Annotated in this window: 18 protein-coding genes and 1 pseudogene; 9 read left to right on the forward strand and 10 right to left on the reverse strand. The window is 43.7% G+C overall.

Annotation, left to right across the window (positions count from 1 at the left end; genetic code table 11):
- The 4 genes and pseudogenes from GMC92_RS04235 to GMC92_RS04250 form a co-directional block, all read right to left on the reverse strand.
- A pseudogene (locus GMC92_RS04235) lies at positions 1-467 on the reverse strand (ATP-binding cassette domain-containing protein); the annotation flags it as partial.
- Positions 468-791: 324 nt separating this feature from the next.
- On the reverse strand, positions 792-1,385 hold the full coding sequence (locus GMC92_RS04240; protein WP_049483326.1) for a 3'-5' exonuclease: 594 nt from the start codon (positions 1,383-1,385) through the stop codon (positions 792-794).
- Between the two features lie 53 nt (positions 1,386-1,438).
- The gene (locus tag GMC92_RS04245; RefSeq protein ID WP_003008835.1) at positions 1,439-1,933 is read right to left on the reverse strand and encodes a DUF536 domain-containing protein; all 495 of its coding nucleotides are present in this window, start codon (positions 1,931-1,933) and stop codon (positions 1,439-1,441) included.
- Positions 1,934-2,037: 104 nt separating this feature from the next.
- A complete protein-coding gene (locus GMC92_RS04250; protein ID WP_155199833.1) occupies positions 2,038-4,326 on the reverse strand; it encodes a Xaa-Pro dipeptidyl-peptidase in 2,289 nt (762 codons plus the stop codon).
- Between the two features lie 101 nt (positions 4,327-4,427).
- Between GMC92_RS04250 and GMC92_RS04255 the strand changes: the two genes are divergently transcribed.
- The 9 genes from GMC92_RS04255 (at position 4,428) to GMC92_RS04295 (ending at position 14,406) form a co-directional block, all read left to right on the forward strand.
- Positions 4,428-5,705, forward strand: coding sequence for an HdeD family acid-resistance protein (locus tag GMC92_RS04255; protein WP_023919173.1), 1,278 nt, complete (start codon positions 4,428-4,430; stop codon positions 5,703-5,705).
- A gap of 106 nt (positions 5,706-5,811) precedes the next feature.
- Positions 5,812-6,579, forward strand: coding sequence for a CppA N-terminal domain-containing protein (locus GMC92_RS04260; protein ID WP_024055030.1), 768 nt, complete (start codon positions 5,812-5,814; stop codon positions 6,577-6,579).
- Positions 6,580-6,589: 10 nt separating this feature from the next.
- A complete protein-coding gene (locus GMC92_RS04265) occupies positions 6,590-7,531 on the forward strand; it encodes a serine hydrolase domain-containing protein (protein ID WP_037613944.1) in 942 nt (313 codons plus the stop codon).
- A gap of 172 nt (positions 7,532-7,703) precedes the next feature.
- Entirely contained in the window at positions 7,704-8,582 is an 879-nt protein-coding gene (mvk, locus tag GMC92_RS04270) for a mevalonate kinase (RefSeq protein WP_173019410.1), read from the forward strand.
- Complete coding sequence (mvaD, locus tag GMC92_RS04275; RefSeq protein WP_023919167.1) at positions 8,564-9,514, forward strand: diphosphomevalonate decarboxylase; 951 nt, start codon at positions 8,564-8,566, stop codon at positions 9,512-9,514. The genes mvk and mvaD overlap by 19 nt, the downstream gene beginning before the upstream one ends.
- Complete coding sequence (locus tag GMC92_RS04280; RefSeq protein ID WP_023919165.1) at positions 9,504-10,511, forward strand: phosphomevalonate kinase; 1,008 nt, start codon at positions 9,504-9,506, stop codon at positions 10,509-10,511. The genes mvaD and GMC92_RS04280 overlap by 11 nt, the downstream gene beginning before the upstream one ends.
- Positions 10,508-11,512 carry a type 2 isopentenyl-diphosphate Delta-isomerase gene (gene fni, locus GMC92_RS04285; RefSeq protein ID WP_049483323.1) on the forward strand — a complete coding sequence of 335 codons (1,005 nt, stop codon included), beginning with the start codon at positions 10,508-10,510 and terminating at the stop codon, positions 11,510-11,512. The genes GMC92_RS04280 and fni overlap by 4 nt, the downstream gene beginning before the upstream one ends.
- Before the next feature lie 412 nt (positions 11,513-11,924).
- Positions 11,925-13,586 (forward strand): C69 family dipeptidase, encoded by a 1,662-nt coding sequence (locus GMC92_RS04290; protein ID WP_045759881.1) that lies wholly within the window; start codon positions 11,925-11,927, stop codon positions 13,584-13,586.
- On the forward strand, positions 13,579-14,406 hold the full coding sequence (locus GMC92_RS04295; RefSeq protein ID WP_155124626.1) for a PrsW family glutamic-type intramembrane protease: 828 nt from the start codon (positions 13,579-13,581) through the stop codon (positions 14,404-14,406). Before GMC92_RS04290 ends, GMC92_RS04295 begins: the two co-directional genes overlap by 8 nt.
- A 330-nt stretch (positions 14,407-14,736) precedes the next feature.
- Here the strand turns inward: GMC92_RS04295 and GMC92_RS04300 are convergent, their stop codons facing one another.
- From GMC92_RS04300 to pflB, 6 genes are all read right to left on the reverse strand, one after another.
- A complete protein-coding gene (locus GMC92_RS04300; protein ID WP_031576301.1) occupies positions 14,737-15,999 on the reverse strand; it encodes a hydroxymethylglutaryl-CoA reductase, degradative in 1,263 nt (420 codons plus the stop codon).
- Positions 15,999-17,171, reverse strand: a complete 1,173-nt coding sequence (locus tag GMC92_RS04305; protein WP_031576299.1) for a hydroxymethylglutaryl-CoA synthase — start codon at positions 17,169-17,171, stop codon at positions 15,999-16,001. The genes GMC92_RS04300 and GMC92_RS04305 overlap by 1 nt, the downstream gene beginning before the upstream one ends.
- A gap of 186 nt (positions 17,172-17,357) precedes the next feature.
- A complete protein-coding gene (locus tag GMC92_RS04310; protein WP_101770620.1) occupies positions 17,358-17,588 on the reverse strand; it encodes a hypothetical protein in 231 nt (76 codons plus the stop codon).
- Between the two features lie 106 nt (positions 17,589-17,694).
- On the reverse strand, positions 17,695-18,162 hold the full coding sequence (locus GMC92_RS04315) for a threonine/serine exporter family protein (protein ID WP_003005049.1): 468 nt from the start codon (positions 18,160-18,162) through the stop codon (positions 17,695-17,697).
- Between the two features lie 4 nt (positions 18,163-18,166).
- Positions 18,167-18,925: a threonine/serine exporter family protein gene (locus tag GMC92_RS04320; RefSeq protein WP_031575570.1), complete on the reverse strand. Its 759-nt coding sequence runs from the start codon at positions 18,923-18,925 to the stop codon at positions 18,167-18,169.
- 420 nt (positions 18,926-19,345) lie between these two features.
- Positions 19,346-21,661, reverse strand: a complete 2,316-nt coding sequence (pflB, locus tag GMC92_RS04325) for a formate C-acetyltransferase (protein WP_031575567.1) — start codon at positions 21,659-21,661, stop codon at positions 19,346-19,348.
- Between the last annotated feature and the right edge of the window lie 215 nt (positions 21,662-21,876).

Here is a 21,876-nt window from a genome sequence, read left to right on the forward strand (position 1 = left end):
GTGAAGAAAACAAAGATAGAACCCAATAAAACATTTTGGGCAATGATATAGATCGCCGTAATCAGCGCTCCAAATCCCCAACATGAAATAGTCATATAGCGTTCAAAAAAGTTATCTCCTAAAAATTCCATATCCTGTGTCAGCATGGTAATCTTTTCATCTTCACTATATTTCCTGTCTTCCATTAACTTCTGAAAAAGTGCTGTTCGGATATTCATGTGAATTTCACGTCGAAAGACATTATTTGCATGATTACAAAATAACATTAGACTATACAAAGCGAAATAGACAGAAAAACCAAAGAGAGCAAATTTCCAAATAGAGGAATAGGTAAGGTTATTTTGATCTATTGATAATGCTTTGGCGACAACCAAAGGTTGCCCTAATGCAAGACCCCCATTTGCCAGTGCTCCAATAATGGTTAGGTATTTTGTTTTTTTATCAAGATATTTAAAGATATTAATCATAAATCTCTCCTAGAAAATAGAACCCTATGATTGAGAAATATCAGATATAATCATTAAATCTTATTACATATTATTCTTTGTGATATATTTTACATGCTCATTATACATCTAAAAATAAGTCTGGTCAATGAATATTCAAAAAATTAGAAATGATTAAATCTTTAATAACTAATATTTTAAGATAAGCCTTTGAAAATGCTCTATTTGTCTGTCGGATGAAAATTTACTTTAGTCAATCTTTACAGAAATGAAATAAAAAGCACCCCCAAAGAAAGATATGAAAACATCTAACTCTAGGAGTACTGCTCAGTTTTGAGCCTTTTTTTATTCATCAAAAAATCCAGATAAGTCCAAGCCTCCGAAGGGGTTGGTGGAGAAGCTCTCTTGCTCTTCAAGGAGGGTGCGGCCTTGATCAAATTCGAGGAATTGTTCGTAGACAAGAGCTGTCATGCGGGCGTCCTCTAAGCTATCGTGTGATTTTCCTGCGACTCCCAAAAATTCTGCAACGGTGTGGAGTTGGAGATTTTTAATGCCGTGGAGGTCAGATGGACGACGTTCGAAAGCCTCGTCAAAGACATCGACAGCGTACTGGTCTTCTAGATCCAAGTCATTTTCAAGTAGGATGGGTAGGTCGCTCTTTTTGGCATTGTATCCGATCAAGGGCCGGTCTCCTACAAAGGCCTTGAATTCGCTGAGGACCTGCTCGAGTTGAGGGGCATTTTGGATCTTGTCCTGGGTAATGCCAGTCAGGCCGTTAATAAAGCTTTTTAGGGGCTTATCGGTGTAAACGTAGGAGTCGTAGTGATCGACTTCTTTACCGTTCGTAAAACGTACGGCAGATACCTGGATGATCTGATAGGCCCCTTCGTATTGGTTAAATTCGAGATCAAAGGCGATATAATCTTCTAATGCTTTCATGGGAAATCTCCTGTGGTAGAAAAGAAAAGGGACTGGTAGGATCCAGCCCCGGATTATCGACGGAAAACGCGTGCCCAGAAACCTTTGCTTTCTTGCTCTTGAACTTTTTCGTTGGCTTGTTCGAGTTCAAGTTTCAAGGTATCGCGGTCATTCATTGCTTGTAAAGTCAATTGTTGTTGTTGGTCCAATTGCTTGTCTTTTTCAGCAATTTGAACGTCTTTTACGCGCAACTGTTCATCTTTCTTAGCAAGTTGCTCGTCTTTAGCTTTGAGTTGCTCGTAGAGACGGACGATTTCAGCATTTTTTTCATCCACCAAAATTTCCATCAATTCGCGTTGTTTCACATCATCGCTGACGGGCTCATCTTCAAAAATAGTTTTTTTGTAGATTTCTTCGAGCTTGATCAAGCCACTACGGGTTACAACGGTAACCCCTTTTTCGTTCTTTTGTGTATCTTCTGGAGCCAGCGCTTTGACACGGTTATTGACCGCCTGGCGGCTGACTCCTAAAATTTCAGCAATTTCGCTGACAGTTTTTTCAATCGCCATAACTTCCTCTAATATCTTTTTCTATGAAATACTCTATTAGATAGTAACATAAGTAGGCTAAGCTGTCAAATGAAGCCGAGTAAGGGCAAGCCTTGAGACCACGATTAGCGGGTCTCTGTCATTTCAGGAAGATGGAGGCTGGATTGTGCTAAATCAATGGTCAGTTGGTAATCGGTTTGATCGCGCACAGTGATTTCAAAGTCCGTTGTGTAAAGGACCAGGCGAAGGGTCGCTCCTTTTTCGAGCTTGTAGATGGTTGGTTGAAGATCAAAGTCAAATTCCATCCACTCGCCTGGCGTCACAGCCTCAACCTCTAAGAGGTCATGACGATTTTGGAGGTTGAGATAACCTTTAGAAATGACTCGTTGGCCAGCTTCTTTGAAAGGCAACTCAGTCAAATTGTCTAGCATATGATAGCGACCGTTATCCAGCGTACGGACCGACAAGACAGCAGGATAGGGTTGGAGGTATTTCTTGCTTCCAAGCTCTAAGAGTTGGGCTGAAAGCAGGCCTTTATTGGTGCTGGAGTAAAGTCGCAGGTGAAGGCGAGCTTTCCCATTGAGGTGTAGGTCTTCTTCGATTGGAAGATCAATGGTCACCTGTTGCGCCTTATCCTGGTAGAGGTCCGTTAAGAAGGTCGGATAAGCCTTGCCATAGCGCTCGTAATCTTTTGTCTCGTAGCGGTTTTGGATGACTTTTTCGTCGTCTCCCAGGGAGAAGGTCCGCTGATTTGTTTGGTTGCCAAAATCATCCAAGGAAGTCCAACTTTGTTCTCCTGTATTGTCCTGCCAGATGACAGTAGGCAATTCATAGCTTAAATCGTAGCCCAGCAATTTTTTAGAGAGGAGGGCGTTCATGCTTTCGCGGAAGTCAATGGATTGCCAGTTGTTGAGATAGACATGGGCACCATTGTGATAGAAGAGGTGTTTCTTGATGCTTGTTGGAAGAGCCTGGAACATATTAAAGACGTGAAGAGGTTTCACGTTCCAGTCTTGCGAACCATGAGTGAAGACCACCTCAGCCTTCACCTGATCAGCATGTAAGAGATAATTGCGGTCGTGCCAGAATTGATTGTAGTCTCCAGAAGCGCGGTCCAGCTCTTTTTTCACGATGTCTAGATCGGCTTGGTGGGCTGCATTATGGTGCAAATAGTCTCCACCTAGAAGGTTGCGCGAGTAGGTCAATTCGGCAAGGGAATCGAAATCTTCACCTGGATAGCCACCAGGACTTGTCACGAGGCCGTTTTCGCGGTAGTAGTTGTACCAAGAAGAGATCCCAGCCTCTGCAATGATGACTTCAAGACCGTCCACACCTGTGGTCGCAAGGCCGTTAGACATGGTTCCAAGGTAAGAGATCCCGGTGGTTGCGACCTTTCCATTAGACCAATCAGCTTTGACTTGGCGTTTGCGTGTGTGATCTGTAAAGGCCCGGCAACGGCCATTGAGCCAGTCGATAACGTTCTTGTAGGCTTCGATTTGTTGGTAATTTCCATTGGTCATCAAGCCTTGCGAATCTTTTGTCCCCACTCCAGATACGTAGAGATTAGCGTAGCCGCGTGGAAGGAGGTAGTCGTTGAGGGTATAGCTGGAATTGATATGGGTGAGAGTTTCTTCAGCTTCATCGACTAGCTCAGCTGAACCGACAGGATCCACCAATTCTAATTGAGGTACTTCTACTTGAATGGTATGAGGTTCTTTGACCTCGAGGTCGACATTCATATTGTAGAGGGCCTTGTCGCTGGCCTTATCGTTGGTCCCTTGGTGATAAGGACTTGCGGTCATAACAGCTGGAATCTTGCCTTCATAGCGAGGACGGATAATGCTGACCTTGACCAAGTCTGGCAGACCATCTTTGTCGGTATCGACCCGACTTTCCACATAGACGACCTCGCGGATGGCATCATGGCTCGTAAAGGTTGCGAGGCTCTTGCCGTTAAAATAGTGATACTGGTTATCTTCAGGAATCAAGCCATCGCTGACCAACTGATCGATGAGTAAATTTCCTTTTACTGTTCGAGTATTGAGAAGGTGATAGAGGTTTTCTACCAAGTTTCCATACTCAATCGGAAATTGGACTTCTTTCAAGAAGCTATCCGTATCTTCAAAATCAATAAAATAGCGGAAACCGAGTAATTGGAGGGCTACTGTGTAAAAAATGTTCGGAGACCATTCGCAGTCAGATTGGATATACGTTAAAAAGTCTGTTTTAGAATCCACCACTAGGTTAGAGAGGGGATAATCTGTATCTTTATAGGTGAAGTAAACCTTGCGGACAAACCATTCAAACAGTTCTTTTTCTGGGAGGTGGGTGGGAAGGTCAAACCCAATTTCTTTTAGTTCCTTAAGAATGTCTTTTTGGTCAACAGATAGATAGCTATATTGATTGTATTTCATAGACTGCTCCTTTTATCAGTTTCTTTTTTCTTTACTTCTTATATTATACTTGATAAAATAGTATTTGTCTAAAGACCTTTCGTCTATAAGGAGAAGGAATATTGAAAAAAATATCTTTTGAACAAGTTGCAAGAAGACGGACCTTATTGTTTGGGGTTCTTGCCGTCATTTTTGGGATTCTCATTTTTCGAAACGGCGTTGGTTTCACCAAATTTTCCTTGGATCTATTAGCCATTTACTTTTTAGTTGATGGACTAGGAAGCTTTCTTCTTCGCTTTTTGTTACGTAGCAAGTCTATTTCCTATAGCCACTCTATTTGGTTTATTTTTCTTTCACTTGCGTTGATCTGGTTGAATCGACTGAGTAGTCTGCCCGTAAACTTAGTTGTGATTTGTTTAGGGGCATATCAGTTGGGGAGTGCCATTGTCTATGGGATCACATTTTGGCTTTATAAGGCCAATCGGGTAAAAGGAGGCTGGCTCTATTTATGGGATGCGCTTTTAAACGGTGGGCTTGGTCTAGCAACTGTCTTGGAACCTGGTTCAGATGGGCACTTCCAATTTATCCTCTTGGGGGCTTATCTGGTCTTGTTGGGGATTTCTAATATTCGAGATGGTATTTTATTTGACAAAGACCAACAAGGCCAAGAGTTAAAACGTCGCTTTCGTATTAGCCTACCGGTTATCTTTGCAGCCTTTATCCCTGCTAAGGAGTTAAAACGGTTTAACCAGTTTCTTCAAAAAGGGAGCTCGGCGGGACACACAGGCCCTTATCGATTGGTGAAAAAAGAAGAAGAGGCAAGGGAATTAGAAATTTTGGTTCATACTTCTGACAGCAACTTATTTGGAGCGATTGGGCATGTAGATATTTGTTATCAGGGGAAGGTCATTTCTTACGGAAGTTACGATCCCTTTTCAGAGCGTCTATTTGGGACGATTGGGGATGGCGTACTGTTTAAAGTGGATAAGGAACCATACATCGAACTATGTAAAAAAGAGAGTCAAAAGACGCTGTTTGGCTACAGCCTATCCCTTACCGAAGAAGAGAATCAGGCAGTAGAGAAGCGTCTAGCTGAAATTGATCAGTTGTTAGAACCTTGGGATCCACCTAGGAGGTTACTGGAAGACGGTCAGCCGACCTACGCTTACAAATTGAAATATGATTTAGGGGCTGAGCTATATAAATTTACTTCTTCGCGTTTTAAATCTTACTTTGTTCTGTCTACTAATTGCTGCCTGTTAGCAGATTCCATTGTGGGACAGGCAGGAACGGCTGTATTAGATGTGCGTGGAGTGATTGCACCAGGGACCTATCAGGATTACTTAGAATACGAATTTGAAGCTCCAAACGGGCGGGTCCATACACGAACAGTATACTAAAAAAAGAAAGACAGATTTTTATTTTTGAAAAATCTGTCTTTTTTGCACAAGATTTCTTGTAAAAAGCCAGAAAATCTTTTACAATAAAAAGTGCTTGGAGGAAAGTATGACAGCAAATCAGATCGTAAGAGTGATCCCAGTCTTGAAAGTGAATAACCGAAATGTCAATCAACGCTTTTATGAAGAGACATTGGGAATGAAAGTATTAGTGGAAGAAGGAGCTCTCCTATCTTTAGGAGATGCCTCAAAAGTAGAGAAAATTGTCTTAGAAGAGTCACCGAGTATGCGTTCGCGTAAGGTCGAAGGTCCAAAGAAATTGGGTCGCATCGTGGTGAAAGTGGCACAAGCTCAAGAAATTGATTATTTGTTGGCCCGCCAGCCAGAAACAAGCGCCCTTTACCAAGGAGCTAATGGTCGCGCCTTTGAAGTTGTGTCTCCTCAAGGAGATACCATTTTCGTGCATGCTGAAGAAAATCTTGAAAGCCTAGAACCGTTGGAGAAAGCGCCTCTTGTTGACGTGCCAGAAGATTTCAAAGGTTTGACCAGCTTTGATGTGGACTTTCTTGAGGTCAATGTGGCCGATTTTGCTGAGGCTGAGAAGTTCTATAGCAACTTGCCAGCTTTGGCCCACTTTATCCATTTGCAGGAAGCTCAAGGAGAAGATCTCCAAGTGGAGAACAAGGTGACTTGGGATTTGAGCATGATCAAGGTCGAATTGGCATCTTTTGATGTGGAAGTCGTGAAAGAACGCTTGGGAGAAACTGTCGATTTTGTGCACCGTAAGGGAACTTTCTTGATTGCCAAGGATCCAAGCCAGATTGAACTCTGGTTTGAAGCCAATCAAGATCAGGTCCATATTTCTTATGAAGAATAAGAATGGAGTGATGAGCGTGAATGCAATCATCGAAAAAATTACCGAACAAATCCAAGAAGGCATCTATCCAGGTGCCTCTCTTGCGCTTTACCGCAAGGGTCAGTGGAGTGAGCACTATCTGGGACTAGCGGATCCTGAAAAAGGAGAGTCAGTAGTGGCTGACCTGGTCTATGATTTGGCCAGTGTCAGTAAGGTCGTCGGAGTCGCTACCATCTGTGCTTTTTTGTATGCGAAAGGGGAGCTTCCGCTCGATCGTCCCTTTAAAGAGTTTTACCCGCGTTTTGCTCATGAGAAGACGACCATCCGGGAACTCTTGACCCATACTTCTGGGCTGGATCCTTTTATCCCCAACCGGGATCAATTGGATGCGAGACAGTTGAAAACAGCTCTTGAAAATTTGCAGTTGAAAGAAGACAAGAGTTTTCATTACACCGACGTCAATTTTCTTCTGCTGGGCTTTTGGTTAGAAGACAGGTTTCACCAGCCCTTGGATCGTTTATTTGAAGAGCTGATCTTTACACCTTGGAAGATGACAGAGACACGGTTTGGACCGGTCGAAAAGGCGGTGCCAACGGTCCGTGGCCTTGCTTCTGGAAGTGTTCATGATCCCAAAGCGAGAGTATTGGGCTGTCATGCGGGAAGTGCTGGACTTTTTTCAACTGTTGCTGATCTAGAGCGCTTCTTAGAGCATTATCTGAAGGATGATTTTGCGCGTGACTTGTCTCAGAATTTTGCGCGTGAAGAGGGCAAGACCCGCGCTCTCGGATGGAATCTAGAGGGTGACTGGTTGGATCATACGGGCTATACTGGAACCTTCATCATGTACAATCGAAAGAGGCAGGAAGCTGTGATCTTTTTGTCTAACCGGACCTATGAGAAGGACGAACGGGCCCAATGGATCTTAGACCGCAACTCTTTGATGGACTTGATCAAACAAGAATGTGAAAAATAGAAATGGATGGCTGGGATGACGGATCCCGGCCTTTTCTTGTCTGTCCATAAGAAGGAGCTCTTCTGGGTGATTCATTTTTGGACTCCGTCTTAGGTTGGATTTCCTTCAAAAGCATCGCTTTTTTGGCTGATTTATATTAAAATAGTAATGACCTTAGTAGAGCGAGATGAATATGCATAAAGAGATAGGCGTCGGAAAGGCGCATAGTAAAATTATCTTAATTGGAGAGCATGCGGTGGTTTATGGTTATCCGGCTATTGCCCTGCCACTCCATCATATCGAAGTGATCTGCCAGATCATCCCGGCAGACAGTCCATGGATTTTGTTTGAAGATGACACATTGTCCATGGCGGTTTTTGTGTCTCTTGAGCACCTCGGGATTCGTGAGGCCCGGATTCGCTGTCGGATTCAGTCTATGGTACCGGAAAAACGGGGGATGGGGTCCTCTGCGGCGGTCAGTATCGCAGCTATTCGTGCAGTTTTTGACTATTATCAAGAGGAGCTGGACGATGAGACCTTAGAAATCCTGGTCAATCGAGCAGAAACCATTGCCCATATGAATCCAAGCGGTCTGGATGCCAAGACTTGTCTGAGCGATCAAGCCATTAAATTCATCCGGAATGTCGGCTTTTACCCGCTGGAGCTGGGTATAAAAGCGAGTTTGGTGATTGCGGATACGGGGATTCACGGCAATACCCGTGAGGCGATTCAAAAGGTTGAAGCTAAAGGGCAGGAAGTTTTGTCCCATTTCCATGAGATTGGTCAGTTGACCCAGCAGGTAGAAGCGGCTCTGAAAGAAAAAGATCTCATTGGCCTTGGGCAGGCTCTTACAGCTTGTCATGACCACTTGAGAGCCGTTGGTGTCAGCTGTAAAGAAGCAGATCACCTGGTCGCCGTTGCCCTTGAAAATGGGGCCTTAGGGGCTAAAATGAGTGGGGGCGGTCTTGGAGGCTGTGTGATTGCCCTCGTCAAGGATTCTCGTGAAGCAGAAACCATTGCCCATGCATTAGAAAAAGAAGGAGCGCACCATACATGGATCGAAAACCTGTAAAGGCTAAGTCATATGCCAATATCGCGATTATCAAATACTGGGGAAAAGAAGATGCCAAACAGATGGTCCCTTCGACCAGTTCGATTTCGTTGACCTTAGAGAATATGTATACAGAGACCAGTCTCTCTCCCTTGCCAGCAGATGCGACTGCGCATGAATTTTACATCGATGGGGAATTCCAAAATCCAGCTGAGCAAGCCAAAATTGGAGCTGTGATTGATGGCTTGAAGCCAGCAGATGAAGCAGGATTTGTTCGGGTGGATACCAGCAACAACATGCCAACCGCCGCAGGCTTGTCCTCTAGCTCGAGCGGGCTCTCTGCTCTCGTCAAGGCTTGTAATCGGTACTATGATTTGGGCTTGACCCAGGAGGAATTAGCTCAAAAAGCCAAGTTTGCTTCGGGCTCTTCTTCGCGGTCTTTCTTTGGCCCTTTAGCAGCCTGGGACAAAGAAAGTGGAGAAATTTATAAGGTCCAAACAGACCTAAAACTCGCGATGATCATGCTGGTCCTCAATGACAAGCAAAAGCCTGTTTCCAGCCGCGAAGGGATGAAACGCTGCATGGAGACTTCGACTAATTTCAAAGAATGGATCGAAGAGTCTCGACAAGATTATAAGGACATGCTGGGCTATCTAGTTGCCAATGATTTTGAACGGGTCGGTCATCTGACAGAGCGCAATGCCCTTGCTATGCATGCGACGACTAGAACAGCCACTCCAGCTTTTAGCTACTTGACAGAAGAAAGCCATAAAGCTATGGACTTTGTCCGTGAGCTTCGCGCTGCAGGCCATGCTTGTTACTTTACTATGGATGCAGGGCCGAATGTTAAGGTTCTCTGTTTAGAAGAAGACTTGGATCAGCTGGTACCTTTATTTGATGCCCGCTATCGGACCATCGTATCTAAGACAAAGGACCCTCAAGATGAAGACTAAGTATCAGGTACAGACTGGAGGCAAGCTCTATCTAGCTGGAGAATACGCAGTGCTAACGCCTGGCTATGGAGCCGTGATTCAGTTTATTCCCATTTATCTGTCAGCTACTATCCAAGAATCTAGAAGCTATCAGCTAGTCTCAGATCTCTTTGGTTACCAGGTGGATTTGACCCCAAATAAGGACTACGCCTTGATTCAAGAGACCATTCAGCTCATGGAAAAGTGGCTGAAAGATCAGGGGATAGCCCCTAAACCGTTTGATCTTCACCTAAGAGGGACGTTGGGCGAAGAGAGGAAAAAGTATGGGATTGGTTCCAGCGGAAGTGTGGTCTTGCTCGTGATCAAGGCCGTGGCCGCTCTGTATGAACTAGACCTACATCCGGACCTGCTCTTTCGACTAGCAGCAGTGGTCTTGGTGCAAAGAGGGGACAATGGTTCCATGGGCGATTTGGCTTGTATTGCCTACGAGGACTTGATTTATTACCAATCCTTTGATCGGGCTTGGTTGCATGAAGTCTTGACTTCTCAGCCCCTGTCACAAGTTTTAGACCTGGATTGGGACTACCAGATCTGCTCGATCCAGCCAGCCATCGCTTATGATTTTCTGGTTGGTTGGACCAAGGAACCAGCGATTTCAAGTGATTTGATCCGTCAGGTCAAGGGAGCGATCAAGGAAGAATTTCTTCAGGAGAGCCAGAGCGCAGTGAAGAATCTTGAAAAAGGCCTCCGTGAAGGGAACCAAAAAGAAATTGAGACCAGTATCAAACGTGCCGATAAGAACCTAAAGTCTTTGAACCCTTTGATCTATACCCCAGCTCTGAAAGTTCTGCAAGAAGCGACAGAGGGTCTTTCTGCCTGTGCCAAATCTAGTGGTGCTGGAGGAGGCGACTGTGGAATCGCCCTTAGTTTTGACCCAGTTGAGACTCAGACCTTGATAGACCGCTGGAAGGAAAAGAATATTGAAGTCATTTACCAAGAAAGGATGGGAGATTCGTGAGCGAAAATCGAAAAGACCAGCATATTCGCTATGCCTTGGAGCAAAGCTCCTCCTATAATAGCTTTGATGAGATCGAGCTGATTCACCGATCCCTCCCCCTTGTGGATCTAGCGGAGATTGATTTGACAACCCATTTCGCAGGGCGTGATTGGGAGGTCCCTTTTTATATCAATGCCATGACAGGCGGGAGTAAACGGGCCAAAGAGATCAATCAAAAGTTGGCAGCGGTAGCCGAAGCCTGTGGGATTCTCTTTGTGACCGGCTCTTACAGTGCAGGGCTGAAGGATCCGAGCGATCAATCGTATGCGGTCAAAAAAGTCCACCCTCATCTTCTTTTAGCAACCAACATTGGCATCGATAAAGAGCCAGATTTGGGTTTGCGTACAGTGGAAGAGCTACAACCCCTCTTTCTTCAAGTCCATGTGAATCTGATGCAAGAGTTACTCATGCCCGAAGGGGAGCGGATTTTCCACACTTGGAAAGACCATCTCAAGAGCTATGGGCAGGGCTTTCCAGTGCCTGTAGTCCTGAAGGAAGTTGGCTTTGGTATGGATCCCAAAACAGTTCAGGCAGCGCTAGATGCTGGAATTAAAACCGTCGATATTTCTGGTCGTGGTGGAACTAGTTTTGCCTATATTGAGAATCGTCGTGGTGGCAATCGCGCTTATCTGGATGATTGGGGACAATCAACTGCGCAGTGTCTCTTACAGTTACAGGATCAGATGGATCAGGTTGAGGTCCTCGCAAGTGGGGGCATCCGTCATCCTCTTGATATGGTCAAGGCCTTGGCCCTTGGAGCACGTGGCGTAGGACTTTCCCGCGTTTTTCTTGAGATGGTAGAGACTAAGAGTATTGAAGAAGTAATCGCCATTGTCCAAGGCTGGAAAGAAGACCTCAGATTGCTCCTTTGTGCGCTCGGTTGTCAGAACCTGAAAGAGGTCCGTGAAGTCGACTATCTCCTCTATGGAAAGTTATGGCAAGCTCAGCAACAGAAAAAATGAAGAAAAATCATTTTAGAAACTTTCCTTAGGTGAGTACGGACGTCAGCGAACTTCTACGAAGTTCCATGACTTAGTTTTGAACCTAAGGTTTCAAAACTCCCGAGTGCCTGAAACAAAAACGTTTCAGGCACTTTTCTCACGGCGGAAAGTTTTCGTATATTATGATTCATTTTGAAAATTAGAACTCTTTTATAGTTCTTTGAAGAATCACTTAACTTATTTTACTTAAAAATTAGTTCCTATTCGTTTAGGATTGACAAAATAAGCCAATTTTTTCTTTTTTTTGAAAAAGTTTTCTCCTCAAAAATTCTGATAGTTTACGAATCGTTTACGGTTGCTGGAATCGCTTGCAAAATAGGCTTGTAAAAGAGTATACTAAATAAGGAAAAACATTTTTAAAAAGGAGTTTAGGATGAAGAAGCACTATTTTCGATCAGCTGTAGCAGCCTTGCTTCCGCTTTTGTTGATTGCTCAACCTGTTGAGGCTTGTACAGGGTTCATCATCGGGAAGAAACTGACGGCCGACGGTTCGACCTTGGTAGGTCGTACCGAAGATTTAGAGCCCAACCATAATAAAAATTTTGTGGTCAGAGAGCGTGTCTACAATAAAAAAGGAGCCATCTTTGAGGATGCTGCCAACGGTTTTCAATATCCCTTGCCAGAGATTAGCTATAAGTATACAGCGGTTCCAGATGTCACCCCTGATCAGGGAATTTTTGACGAAGCAGGATTCAATGAATATGGGGTTTCCATTTCTGCCACTGTATCTGCTTCAGCAAATGACAAGATCCAAAAAGTGGATCCCTACGTCAAGGATGGCCTCGCAGAATCGGGCTTGACCAGTATCGTTCTCCCTAGTGTGAAAACCGCAAGAGAAGGGGTTGAACTCATTGCTAAGATCGTCGAAGAAAAAGGCGCTGCAGAAGGAAATATTGTGACCATTGCCGATAAAGAAGGCGTCTGGTATATGGAAATCCTATCTGGCCATCAATATGCAGCGATTCTCTTCCCAGAGGATCGATTTGCGGTCTTTCCAAATACCTTCTTCTTAGGGCATGTCGATCTATCAGATACCGAACGCACGATCGCTTCAAAAGATCTTGAAAAAGTCGCCAAAAAAGCCAATAGCTATAAGGAAGTGGATGAAAAATTCCACGTTTCTCAATCCTATAATCCGCCTTTGCAAGAAGCAGATCGCTCTCGGGTTTGGTCGGGAATCAAATCGCTAGACCCAAGCTCTCCTGTTAAATATGACGATGCGTCCTTTGACCTTCTTCATACAACCGATCGAAAATTAACCCTCCGCGATGCCATGAATCTCCAACGCAATCGTTTGGAAGGAACCAAATATAAACCACAGGATCAAATGGAGTTGGATGGAAAAGGCATTCCGAAAAAAGGAGAGTTTGATGCGGTTTATAAATACCCTATTTCCAATCCAAATGTCATGGAGGCCCATATTTTCCAACTGAAAGATGATGTCCCAGCAAGTGCAGGTGGAGGCACCATGTGGCTGTCGATGGGTAGTCCACGAAATGCTCCATACCTACCCTACTATGGCAATATTCTCAACACCTATCAAGCCTACCAAGAATTAGGGGATCATTACAATGATCGCTCTTGGTATTGGACCATTTCAAGAATCAATGACCTTGTGGCCAAGTATCCAGATTTATTCGAAGATGGGGCGATTCGTACTGAAATGGAACGATTGGAGTCTCAGTGGATGGTCGAACAAGATCTGAGTGATCAGGAACAAATCGCCCTTGCTTCTCAGCCTGAAGAAGCTAGTAAGAAGGCAACAGAGGAAAGCTTGGCGAGAGCTGAGAAAACCTTCGAACGCTTGCAAGAAATCAGAAAAGAAGCAGAACAAAAGGTAGCAGATGAACACGGAAAAAGTGCCCTGCAGGATCTAGATGACGAAGAAGATGCTGCTTATGAAGAAAAGATTGATCTCGTTGATTTTGACTATGATTACATTTTAGCAGCAGGCTTGTTCGGAGCAACCCTTCTAGCGATTGTGATCTACTTGATTCGCTCAAAGAAACAAAAGGGAGGAAAACAAGATGACTAAAATTCAAAGAGCCTCGATCTATCTTTTTCTACTGTTTGCAGGAATTGGCTTGGAGTTTGAACTCGGTCATCTTTCTCAACAAGAATTTAGCCAGTCTGCAGGCAGAGACTTGGTCTTAAACTTGTCTGTTTTAGCTGCTATTATTATCCCGCTCTATCTCTTTTCAAAACGATTGGCCAAGCAGTTGACTGTCCCAACCTATCTCTTATGGATTGCCATGTTTGGAGGAGCCTTCATAGCAGGCTGGTTGAGCTTTTCAGGCAATAGCTTGATTGATATTATGAATAGCCATGTGATCAAGGATGCCACTGTCTTTAACAAGTGGACCGATGCCTTGACGGCCCCATTTTCAGAGGAATTCTTTAAGGCTCTAGTTGCCTTTTGGGTTGTCTTGATGGTTGGCAAGAAAGATCTAAAAGCGATTCTAATTGCAGGCTTGGGCTCTGGCTTTGGTTTTCAAATCATTGAGGATTTAGGGTATGTTGCCCGCCAAACCAAAACCAGCCAATTAGCCGCTGTCACTGAGGCCATCAACCGGATCTCTGGTGGATTAGCTTCACATGCCCTCTATACAGCTGTTGTATCAGTTGGTGTCTTCCTCTTGTTGTCTCAAGTGACCCAGCAAAAGGAAAAACTTTTTGGGCTCTGGTGTGTTCTCTCAACAGTAGCCAATCACTTCTTATGGAACTCTCCGTTTTATGAAACAGACCATCGGATTAATCTTCTCGTCGGACTGCTCTTTGCCGTCCAAGTAGGGACCTTTATCGAAGTGGTGCTCTATACCAAGAAAAAGCCTGATCTGCCATTTTTAAAACAATAAGAAATTTTTTTCAAACACAAAAGAACTAAGACGTGGGTCTTAGTTCTTTTAATGTATACAAACTGTTTTTTACATAAAACAAGCTAAGTGATGCAGAATAATTAAAACTGACACATACCAATAGGCTCATTCAAACATACACTGAAACTTTCCGCAGTGAGAAAAGTGCTAGAAATAGGATTGTTTCTAGCACTCGGGAGTTTTGAAACTTTAGGTTCAAAACTAGGTCATGGAACTTCTTCGAAGTTCGCTGACGTCCGTACTCACCTAAGGAAAGTTTCAAAAATGACTTTGTCTTCAATCTGAAAACGAAAACCTTGTCTTAGTTCTTTATTTTCTCAATTCTTGTAAGAGTGTTTGTGCCTTCTCTAAGTTAAAGGGTTTGTTTTCAAGGAGTTGGCTGACCAATCGGGGAACTTCCTCTTCTTTAGCACCTGCTAGAAGGGCTAGGGAGCGTGCTTGGAGTTTCATATGTCCTGCTTGAATTCCTGTGGTGACAAGGGCTTTGAGGGCCGCGAAATTCTGCGCCAAACCGAGCGAAGCAATGATACCTGCTAATTCAATAGCAGAAGGCTCTCCTAGCAAACGGTGGCTGACTTGAACCGTTGGGTTGAGGCCAATCGAGCCTCCTTTTGTCGCAACCGGCATTGGTAGGGTGATCTCTCCATAGAGTTTTTTCTCTTCCGGCTGACTTGTCCAGTGACTCAAACCCTTGTAAGAACCATTTTGTGCAGCATAGGCATGGGCTCCTGCTTCGATGGCCCGCCAGTCATTGCCTGTTGCAAGGACCAGGGCATCAATCCCATTAAAAATTCCCTTGTTATGAGTGGCTGCACGGTAAGGATCCACTTGGGCTAGTTGGCTAGCTAGCTCCATCCGGTGGGCAATCTCAATGGCTTCCTCAGGATTTCGACTCAGTGCTTTAAAATCGATGGCACACCTTGCACTCACCAAAGAGCGAGTGGCCAAGTTGGATAAAATTGCCATCAAGGCCTGACCACCAGAGAGTTCCTGGATGCGATCAGTCAGAGCTTCTAACATGGTATTGAGCATATTGGCTCCCATGGCTTCTTTAGGATCGACAGCCAAGTAGACAATAAGAAAGTCCCCCTTGTTTTCGACCCAAAGATCTCTCGCTCCACCTCCACGCTTAACGATAGAAGGATAGGCTTTATTAGCCAACTGAAGAAGGGTTTCCTTGTCTTCTAGGATGCGCTTGCTAGCAACTTCCACGTCTTCAACCTCCGTCAGAGCAATCTCTCCGATCATTTGGCGCTGGTGCACCTGGGTGGTGAAGCCGTCTGAACGTTGGATGAGCTTGGCTGCAAAGCTGGCAGCCGCAACCACGGAAGGCTCTTCTGTGACCATGGGAAGTACATAGTCACGACCATTGATCAGGAAATAAGGAGCGAGGCTAAAAGGCAAGTCAAAAGTCGACAAGACATTTTCTGTCAATTGATCTGCAATAGAAAGGGGAAGTCCCTTTTGTTCTTTTAAGATCTGTGCTTCATCCCAAGTTAAGAGGCCTTCCTTCAGTAAGGCCTCTATGCGTTCTGTGGGAGAAAGTTTTGCAAAACCTGGTAATCGTGCCATTATTTTTCTACTTTCTGGTAAGTGCGTTGGTGTTCCTTGATCTCTGTCAAAGCAAAAGTTTGATGCGTAGCAGGCTCAAACACTTGATTGCCACTAGGATCTAGATCTACTTCCTCATAAAAGAGTCGTTCGTAGTCAGCAACACTAAGAACCGTACGTTGGTCCAGTTTTTCCATGCGTTTGTGATCTAAGAGTTGCTCAAAACCAGGAACAAGGTTAGCACTAAAGATCTCAGAAACCGCTCCACTTCCATAGCTAAAGAGGGCGATTCGGTCCCCAGCTTTGAGTTGGGGGTCATTTTCCAGTAGTGATAGCAAGCCTAGGAAAAGAGATCCAGTGTAGATATTTCCCACGCGTTGGCTGTATAGAATCGATTGATCAAAGTTGTATTGTAATTGATCTTTTTTCTCTTCTGATAATGACTTATCCAAGATTTTTTTCAAGCCCTTGAGAGCTAATTTTGGATAAGGTAAATGGAAGCAGACGGACGCAAAGTCTGTCAAGGTAAGGCCAGTCCGTTTCTGGTATTCCGCCCAGGTTGTTTTCAGAGAATCTAGATATTGTTGCGTTGAATAAATCCCATTCACGAAGGGAGTTGTCGCATAATTTGGACGCCAAAAATCCATGACATCGCGTGTTTGGGCAACATTATCATCGTTAAAAGATAGAATACGAGGATTTTGGCTGATCAGCATAGCAACCGCTCCAGCCCCCTGTGTTGGTTCTCCAGGAGTTCCAATTCCGTATTTAGCAATGTCACTGGCAATGACCAAAACCTTACTCTGTGGAAATTTTTCAACATGGAGTTTAGCATAATCCAAGGCAGCAGTCGCAGCATAGCAGGCTTCTTTCATCTCAAAAGAGCGGGCGAAAGGCTGGATATCTAGTAAGCCATGGACAAACACAGCAGCAGCCTTACTCTGGTCAATTCCAGATTCTGTCGCAAGAATCACCATGTCGATCGCTTCTTTATCTTCGTCTGTTAAAATATCATCTGCTGCAGTAGCAGCCAATGTGACGATGTCTTCTGTGATCGGTGCAACACTTTGTTCTTTTAAGAGAAGACCCTTGCTCAGTTTTTCGGGATCAGTATCACGAGCAGCAGCCAAATCTTTTAAACGCAAGACATAAGGACTCGTCGCAAAACCAATCTTATCAATCCCAATTGTCATTCTTAACCTCTTTTTTATTTGATATCTACTAGTATATTTCGTTACTATTTTACCATATTTAAGGGTAAAACTCCCTTGAAAAAGCTAGATCAGCAAGGAAATCATTCTCGGGACCGATTTTGCAATGTTTCATAGAAAAAATAGAAAATCTATAAAAAAAGCCATCCTTAGATGACTTTTCAACTCTTATCCTTGCTTATCTTTTTTAGGATTGCTCATGATTCGTATGAAGAGTTCTTTGCATTTGTCTCTTAGAACTTTTTCGTAGAAGACGATTAAAGCGATGTACACAATCAGAAAGTTCAAGGTCAGATAGAACAAGTCAAATGAATTACGGGCATAGTAAGTCGCTGATTGATAGGAGGGGAAGGCTCCTAGGATCATCCAAGGAAGATACTTGATATACTTGTTTACCATCCTACAGCACCTCGCATCCTTTAAAGGATTTGTTATTTCACTATCATTGTACTACTTTTAAACAAAAATACAAGCGATTACATAGATAAGTTTTGAAAAACCAATGCTAGTTGGCATTGGTCATTTTTCTTTTTTGATGGCGTTGGTAAGAATGGTAGAGTTTCAAGACAACGGAGCCGCTAGCCATCCCGATGGAGATCACCAAGGCCAGAATAACCACCAGTGTCACGCTGGTTACTGCCTGGCGATATTGCCCACTGACAAAGAAGGAAGTGGTTCGATAGGAAATATATCCAGGAACCAATGGGGCTAGAATGGACAACATAAAGACCACGACAGGCGTCTTGAGAATAATACTTAAAATCTGACTGATACAGGAGCCGACAATGGCTGCGATAAAGGTTGCAACGATGACATTGGTAGGCCCTTTCAGGATATAGTAAAGTAGCCAGATGCCCATACCGAGGATTCCTCCAGGAATCAACATGGAGCGCTGCACATTTAGGACGATTAAAAAGGTGATGATGGCAATCAAACTGGCCACCGCTTGGATTAAAAATTCAGTTAGGTTCATCATTTTATTTCATAAGGACGAGGGCGACCGTTGTACCGGCACCAAGTGCAAGAGTAATGAGGAGAGTCTCAAAGAGTTTGCTCATCCCAGAATTGAGGTGGTAATTCATCAGATCTCGGACGGCATTGGTCATAGCGATTCCAGGAACGAAGGGCATGACACAGCCTGCGATAATGAGATCGGTATTGGAAGGAAAACCACTATAGCGCGTCCAGATATGGGCCAAAAAACCAAAGACAAAGGCGGCCGCAAAGGCAGTGGCAAAAGGAATGCGAACGTATTTCTCAACGACAAGAGAAAAAGCAAAGGCAAAGACAGTCGCAATACCCGCTCCAATCGCATCATAGAAATTTCCTCCAAACATGATGGAGAAGAAAGGAGCACTGAGGGTTGCCGCAATGGTCAACTGAAGATTGGTATAAGGAACTCGCTTCATTTTCAACTCGCTCAGGGCTTGGTAGGCTTGCTCGAGATCGATCTCTCCAGAGACGAGTTGACGAGAGATCTGATTGACATCACAGACCTTTTCGATATTGTAATTGGTCCGCAAGATCCGTTTCATGCGCGTGACATTGGCATTCTCAATTGAAAAGAAAATAGCGACTGGCATCGCTAAAACATTGCAATCGACGATTCCCTGTGAATGGGCGATTCGGATCATGGTATCTTCGACCCGGTGAATCTCAGAACCGCTCTCTATCAGGAGGGTTCCAGCTAACATCAGGACGTCGATCACTTGGTTGATCAGTTTTGACTCTTCCATAATATCCTTCTTACTAAATAATCTGTTTCTATTATAGCAAAAAAGGACGAGAGACAGAACTAAAATCTGACAATTCTAGTTTGTTTCTTATCCTTTCTAAATTCATTTAGAATAGCTATTGTTTAGGTTTATCATTCGTTAACTCAGGTGGTGGTGCTGCACGGTGCTATCCTGGACGAGAAGGGTTGCTAAAAAGATCAGTGCAATCAGGATAAAGAGCCAAATAATAGCGAAAATAAATGTTAAAAACATAGGATCACCCCTTCTATCTTATTTACAGCTCTACTATAACACTTGGAGAAAGCGCTGTCAAACCCTATATAGTAAGCTCTTAAACTCTTTCAAAATTCAGAATACTCTTGCGATGGGGATGAAAAAAACCAGCCGTTTCCGACTGGTTTTTTAAGATCTATTTGAATCTTAGTTCAAGGCATCATCCATTGAAAGAACTTCGTGGAAGACACGTTGTGTCAATTCAGTTTTTTGTTCTGGAGTGAGGTATTTAGTGTTTACACAGTATCCAGAGATACGAACGATGACGTCTTCACCTGACATGATCTTTTCGTAAACATCGTTCAAGTCCATAACGTTCAAGTTAACGTGTTGTCCACCGTTTTCGAAGTATCCATCAAGGATGGTTACCAAGTTATCAACTTGTTCGTCACGAGTTTTACCAAGAGCACGTGGTGAAACTTGAGTAGTGAGTGAGATACCGTCAGCTGCATAACCAAAGTCAAGGCTAGCAAGTGAGTTCAAGTTTTGCAACCATCCACCTTTCGCTTTGTTAGATGGGTTAGCACCTGGTGAGAAGAATTCCAATTTAGACAAGTTCACAGAACCATCTTCGTTGAGGTATACCCCTTTGTGGACTGGTGAGTTACCAGTTTGTTTAGAGTAAGCAACGTTAGAAGTGATGGTAAGAAGTGAAACTGTAGCTTCAGCGTTCTTGTAAAGTTTGTGGCTGCGAAGACGAGTAGTGTAAGCTTCGATCAACCATTCTGCCAATTCGTTAGAACGTGGGTCATCTTCACCCCAACGTGGGTATTCACCGATTGTTTCGTAGTCGTAGATGTAGCCATCTTCGTCACGGATTGGTTTAACAGTAGCGTATTTGATTGCTGACAATGTATCAACAGTGTTGGCAAATCCACAGATACCGAATCCCATGTTTGCGCGTTGGTGAGTTGGCAAGAAGGCCATTTGAACTGCTTCGTAGTTGTACTTATCAGTCATGTAGTGGATGATGTTCAAAGCATCTACGTAAGTGTCTGTCAACCAGTCAAGAGATTTTTCGAAGTTTGCTTTAACAGATTCGAATTCAAGAACTTCGTCACGGATTGGATCGATGTCAAATACTTTGTAGTCTTTATGAACATCGTCGTAACCACCGTTCAAACCAGTAAGAAGAGCTTTAAGCACGTTAACACGAGCACCGAAGTATTGGATGTTGTGGCGTTGTTCTTCGTTTTCTGGGTCAAGTGGAGATACACAACATGAGATACAGCTCATTTCACCGTATCCGTCTTTGGCCATTGTTGTTACACCTTCGTATTGGATAGAAGAGTGTTTGTGGCTCATGTGCATACAGTAGCGACGGAAGCTATATGGCAATTTGTCAGTCCAAAGAACTGTCAAGTTTGGTTCTGGAGAGTTACCGATGTTGTCCAAAGTGTTCAAGAAACGGTAGTCCATCTTAGTAACACGGTGACGTCCGTCGTTACCCATACCAGCCATAGAAGTTGTGATGAAGGTTGGGTCACCTGAGTACAATTGGTCGTAAGCTTTTGTACGAGCAAATTTAACAGTACGCAATTTCATAACGAAATCGTCAACGAATTCTTGGATTTCTGATTCAGTAAATGTACCACGAGCCAAGTCACGTTCAGCGTAGATATCCAAAACGATTGGCACACGTCCAAGAGAAGTAGCAGCACCGTTGATCACACGGCAGACAGCCATGAAGGCGATGTTTGTCCATTGGATCGCTTCTTTTGTATCGAAGGCAGGACGACGTACGTCTACACCATAAAGGTCACCCAATTTAACAACTTCTTGAAGTGCTTGGTATTGAAGGTTTACTTCTTCACGAAGACGGATTGATTCTTCATCGATTTCAGTAATAGAGTTCCAGTCGTTTGCTTTTTCAGCCATCAAGTAGTCAGCACCATAAAGAGCCAAACGAGCATAAACCCCGATGATACGTCCACGAGAGTAAGCATCTGGAAGACCAGTTACAGTGTGAGCGTGACGAGCACGACGGATGTTAGAAGTGTAAGCGCGGAAGATACCGTCGTTTACAGTTGTAACGTATTTTGTGAAGATTTCATGAACTGCAGGATCTGGTTCGTATCCATTTTCTTTCAAAGTAGTTTCCGCCATACGGATACCACCACGAGGCATGAAGTTCAATTTGAACAATTCATCATTTTGGATACCGAAGATGACTTCGTTTTCTTTGTCGATATATCCAGCTGCGATATCAGCGATAGATGTTGGACGGTTATCGTATGGGAAACGAGTTTCTTCATAATGAGCTTTTGTTTCTTCAACAATTTTTTTGATGTGAAGAGAACGTTCAGTTGGACCAGCTAGGAAGCTTTCATCTCCATCATATGGTGTGTAGTTAGCTTGAACGAAGCGAGAAACGCTTGCTTTTTCTTTCCAATCTTCACCTTTGAAGCCTTCCCAGGCTTTGTCAAAAATATCTTGTGCTTCAACGACTGTTTTAACAACCATTTTTATTTTCCTCTATTGTCTTTCTAGCAACTATATCTGTTGCACTTACAATAGTAGTATACCATACAGAAATCGGTTACACAAAGGCGAATTGCGAAAAACAACAGATTCTTTTGTAATACAGTTTCAAATCCTCTGTGATACTGTACTATATTTTTGAAAACAAACACAGTTTTTCATCAATTTTCATGTTTTCTGGGGAGTCGATTTTTGCA

The sequence above is a fragment of the Streptococcus parasanguinis genome, assembly GCF_009717775.1.
In the GTDB taxonomy this organism is placed as follows: domain Bacteria; phylum Bacillota; class Bacilli; order Lactobacillales; family Streptococcaceae; genus Streptococcus; species Streptococcus parasanguinis_AG.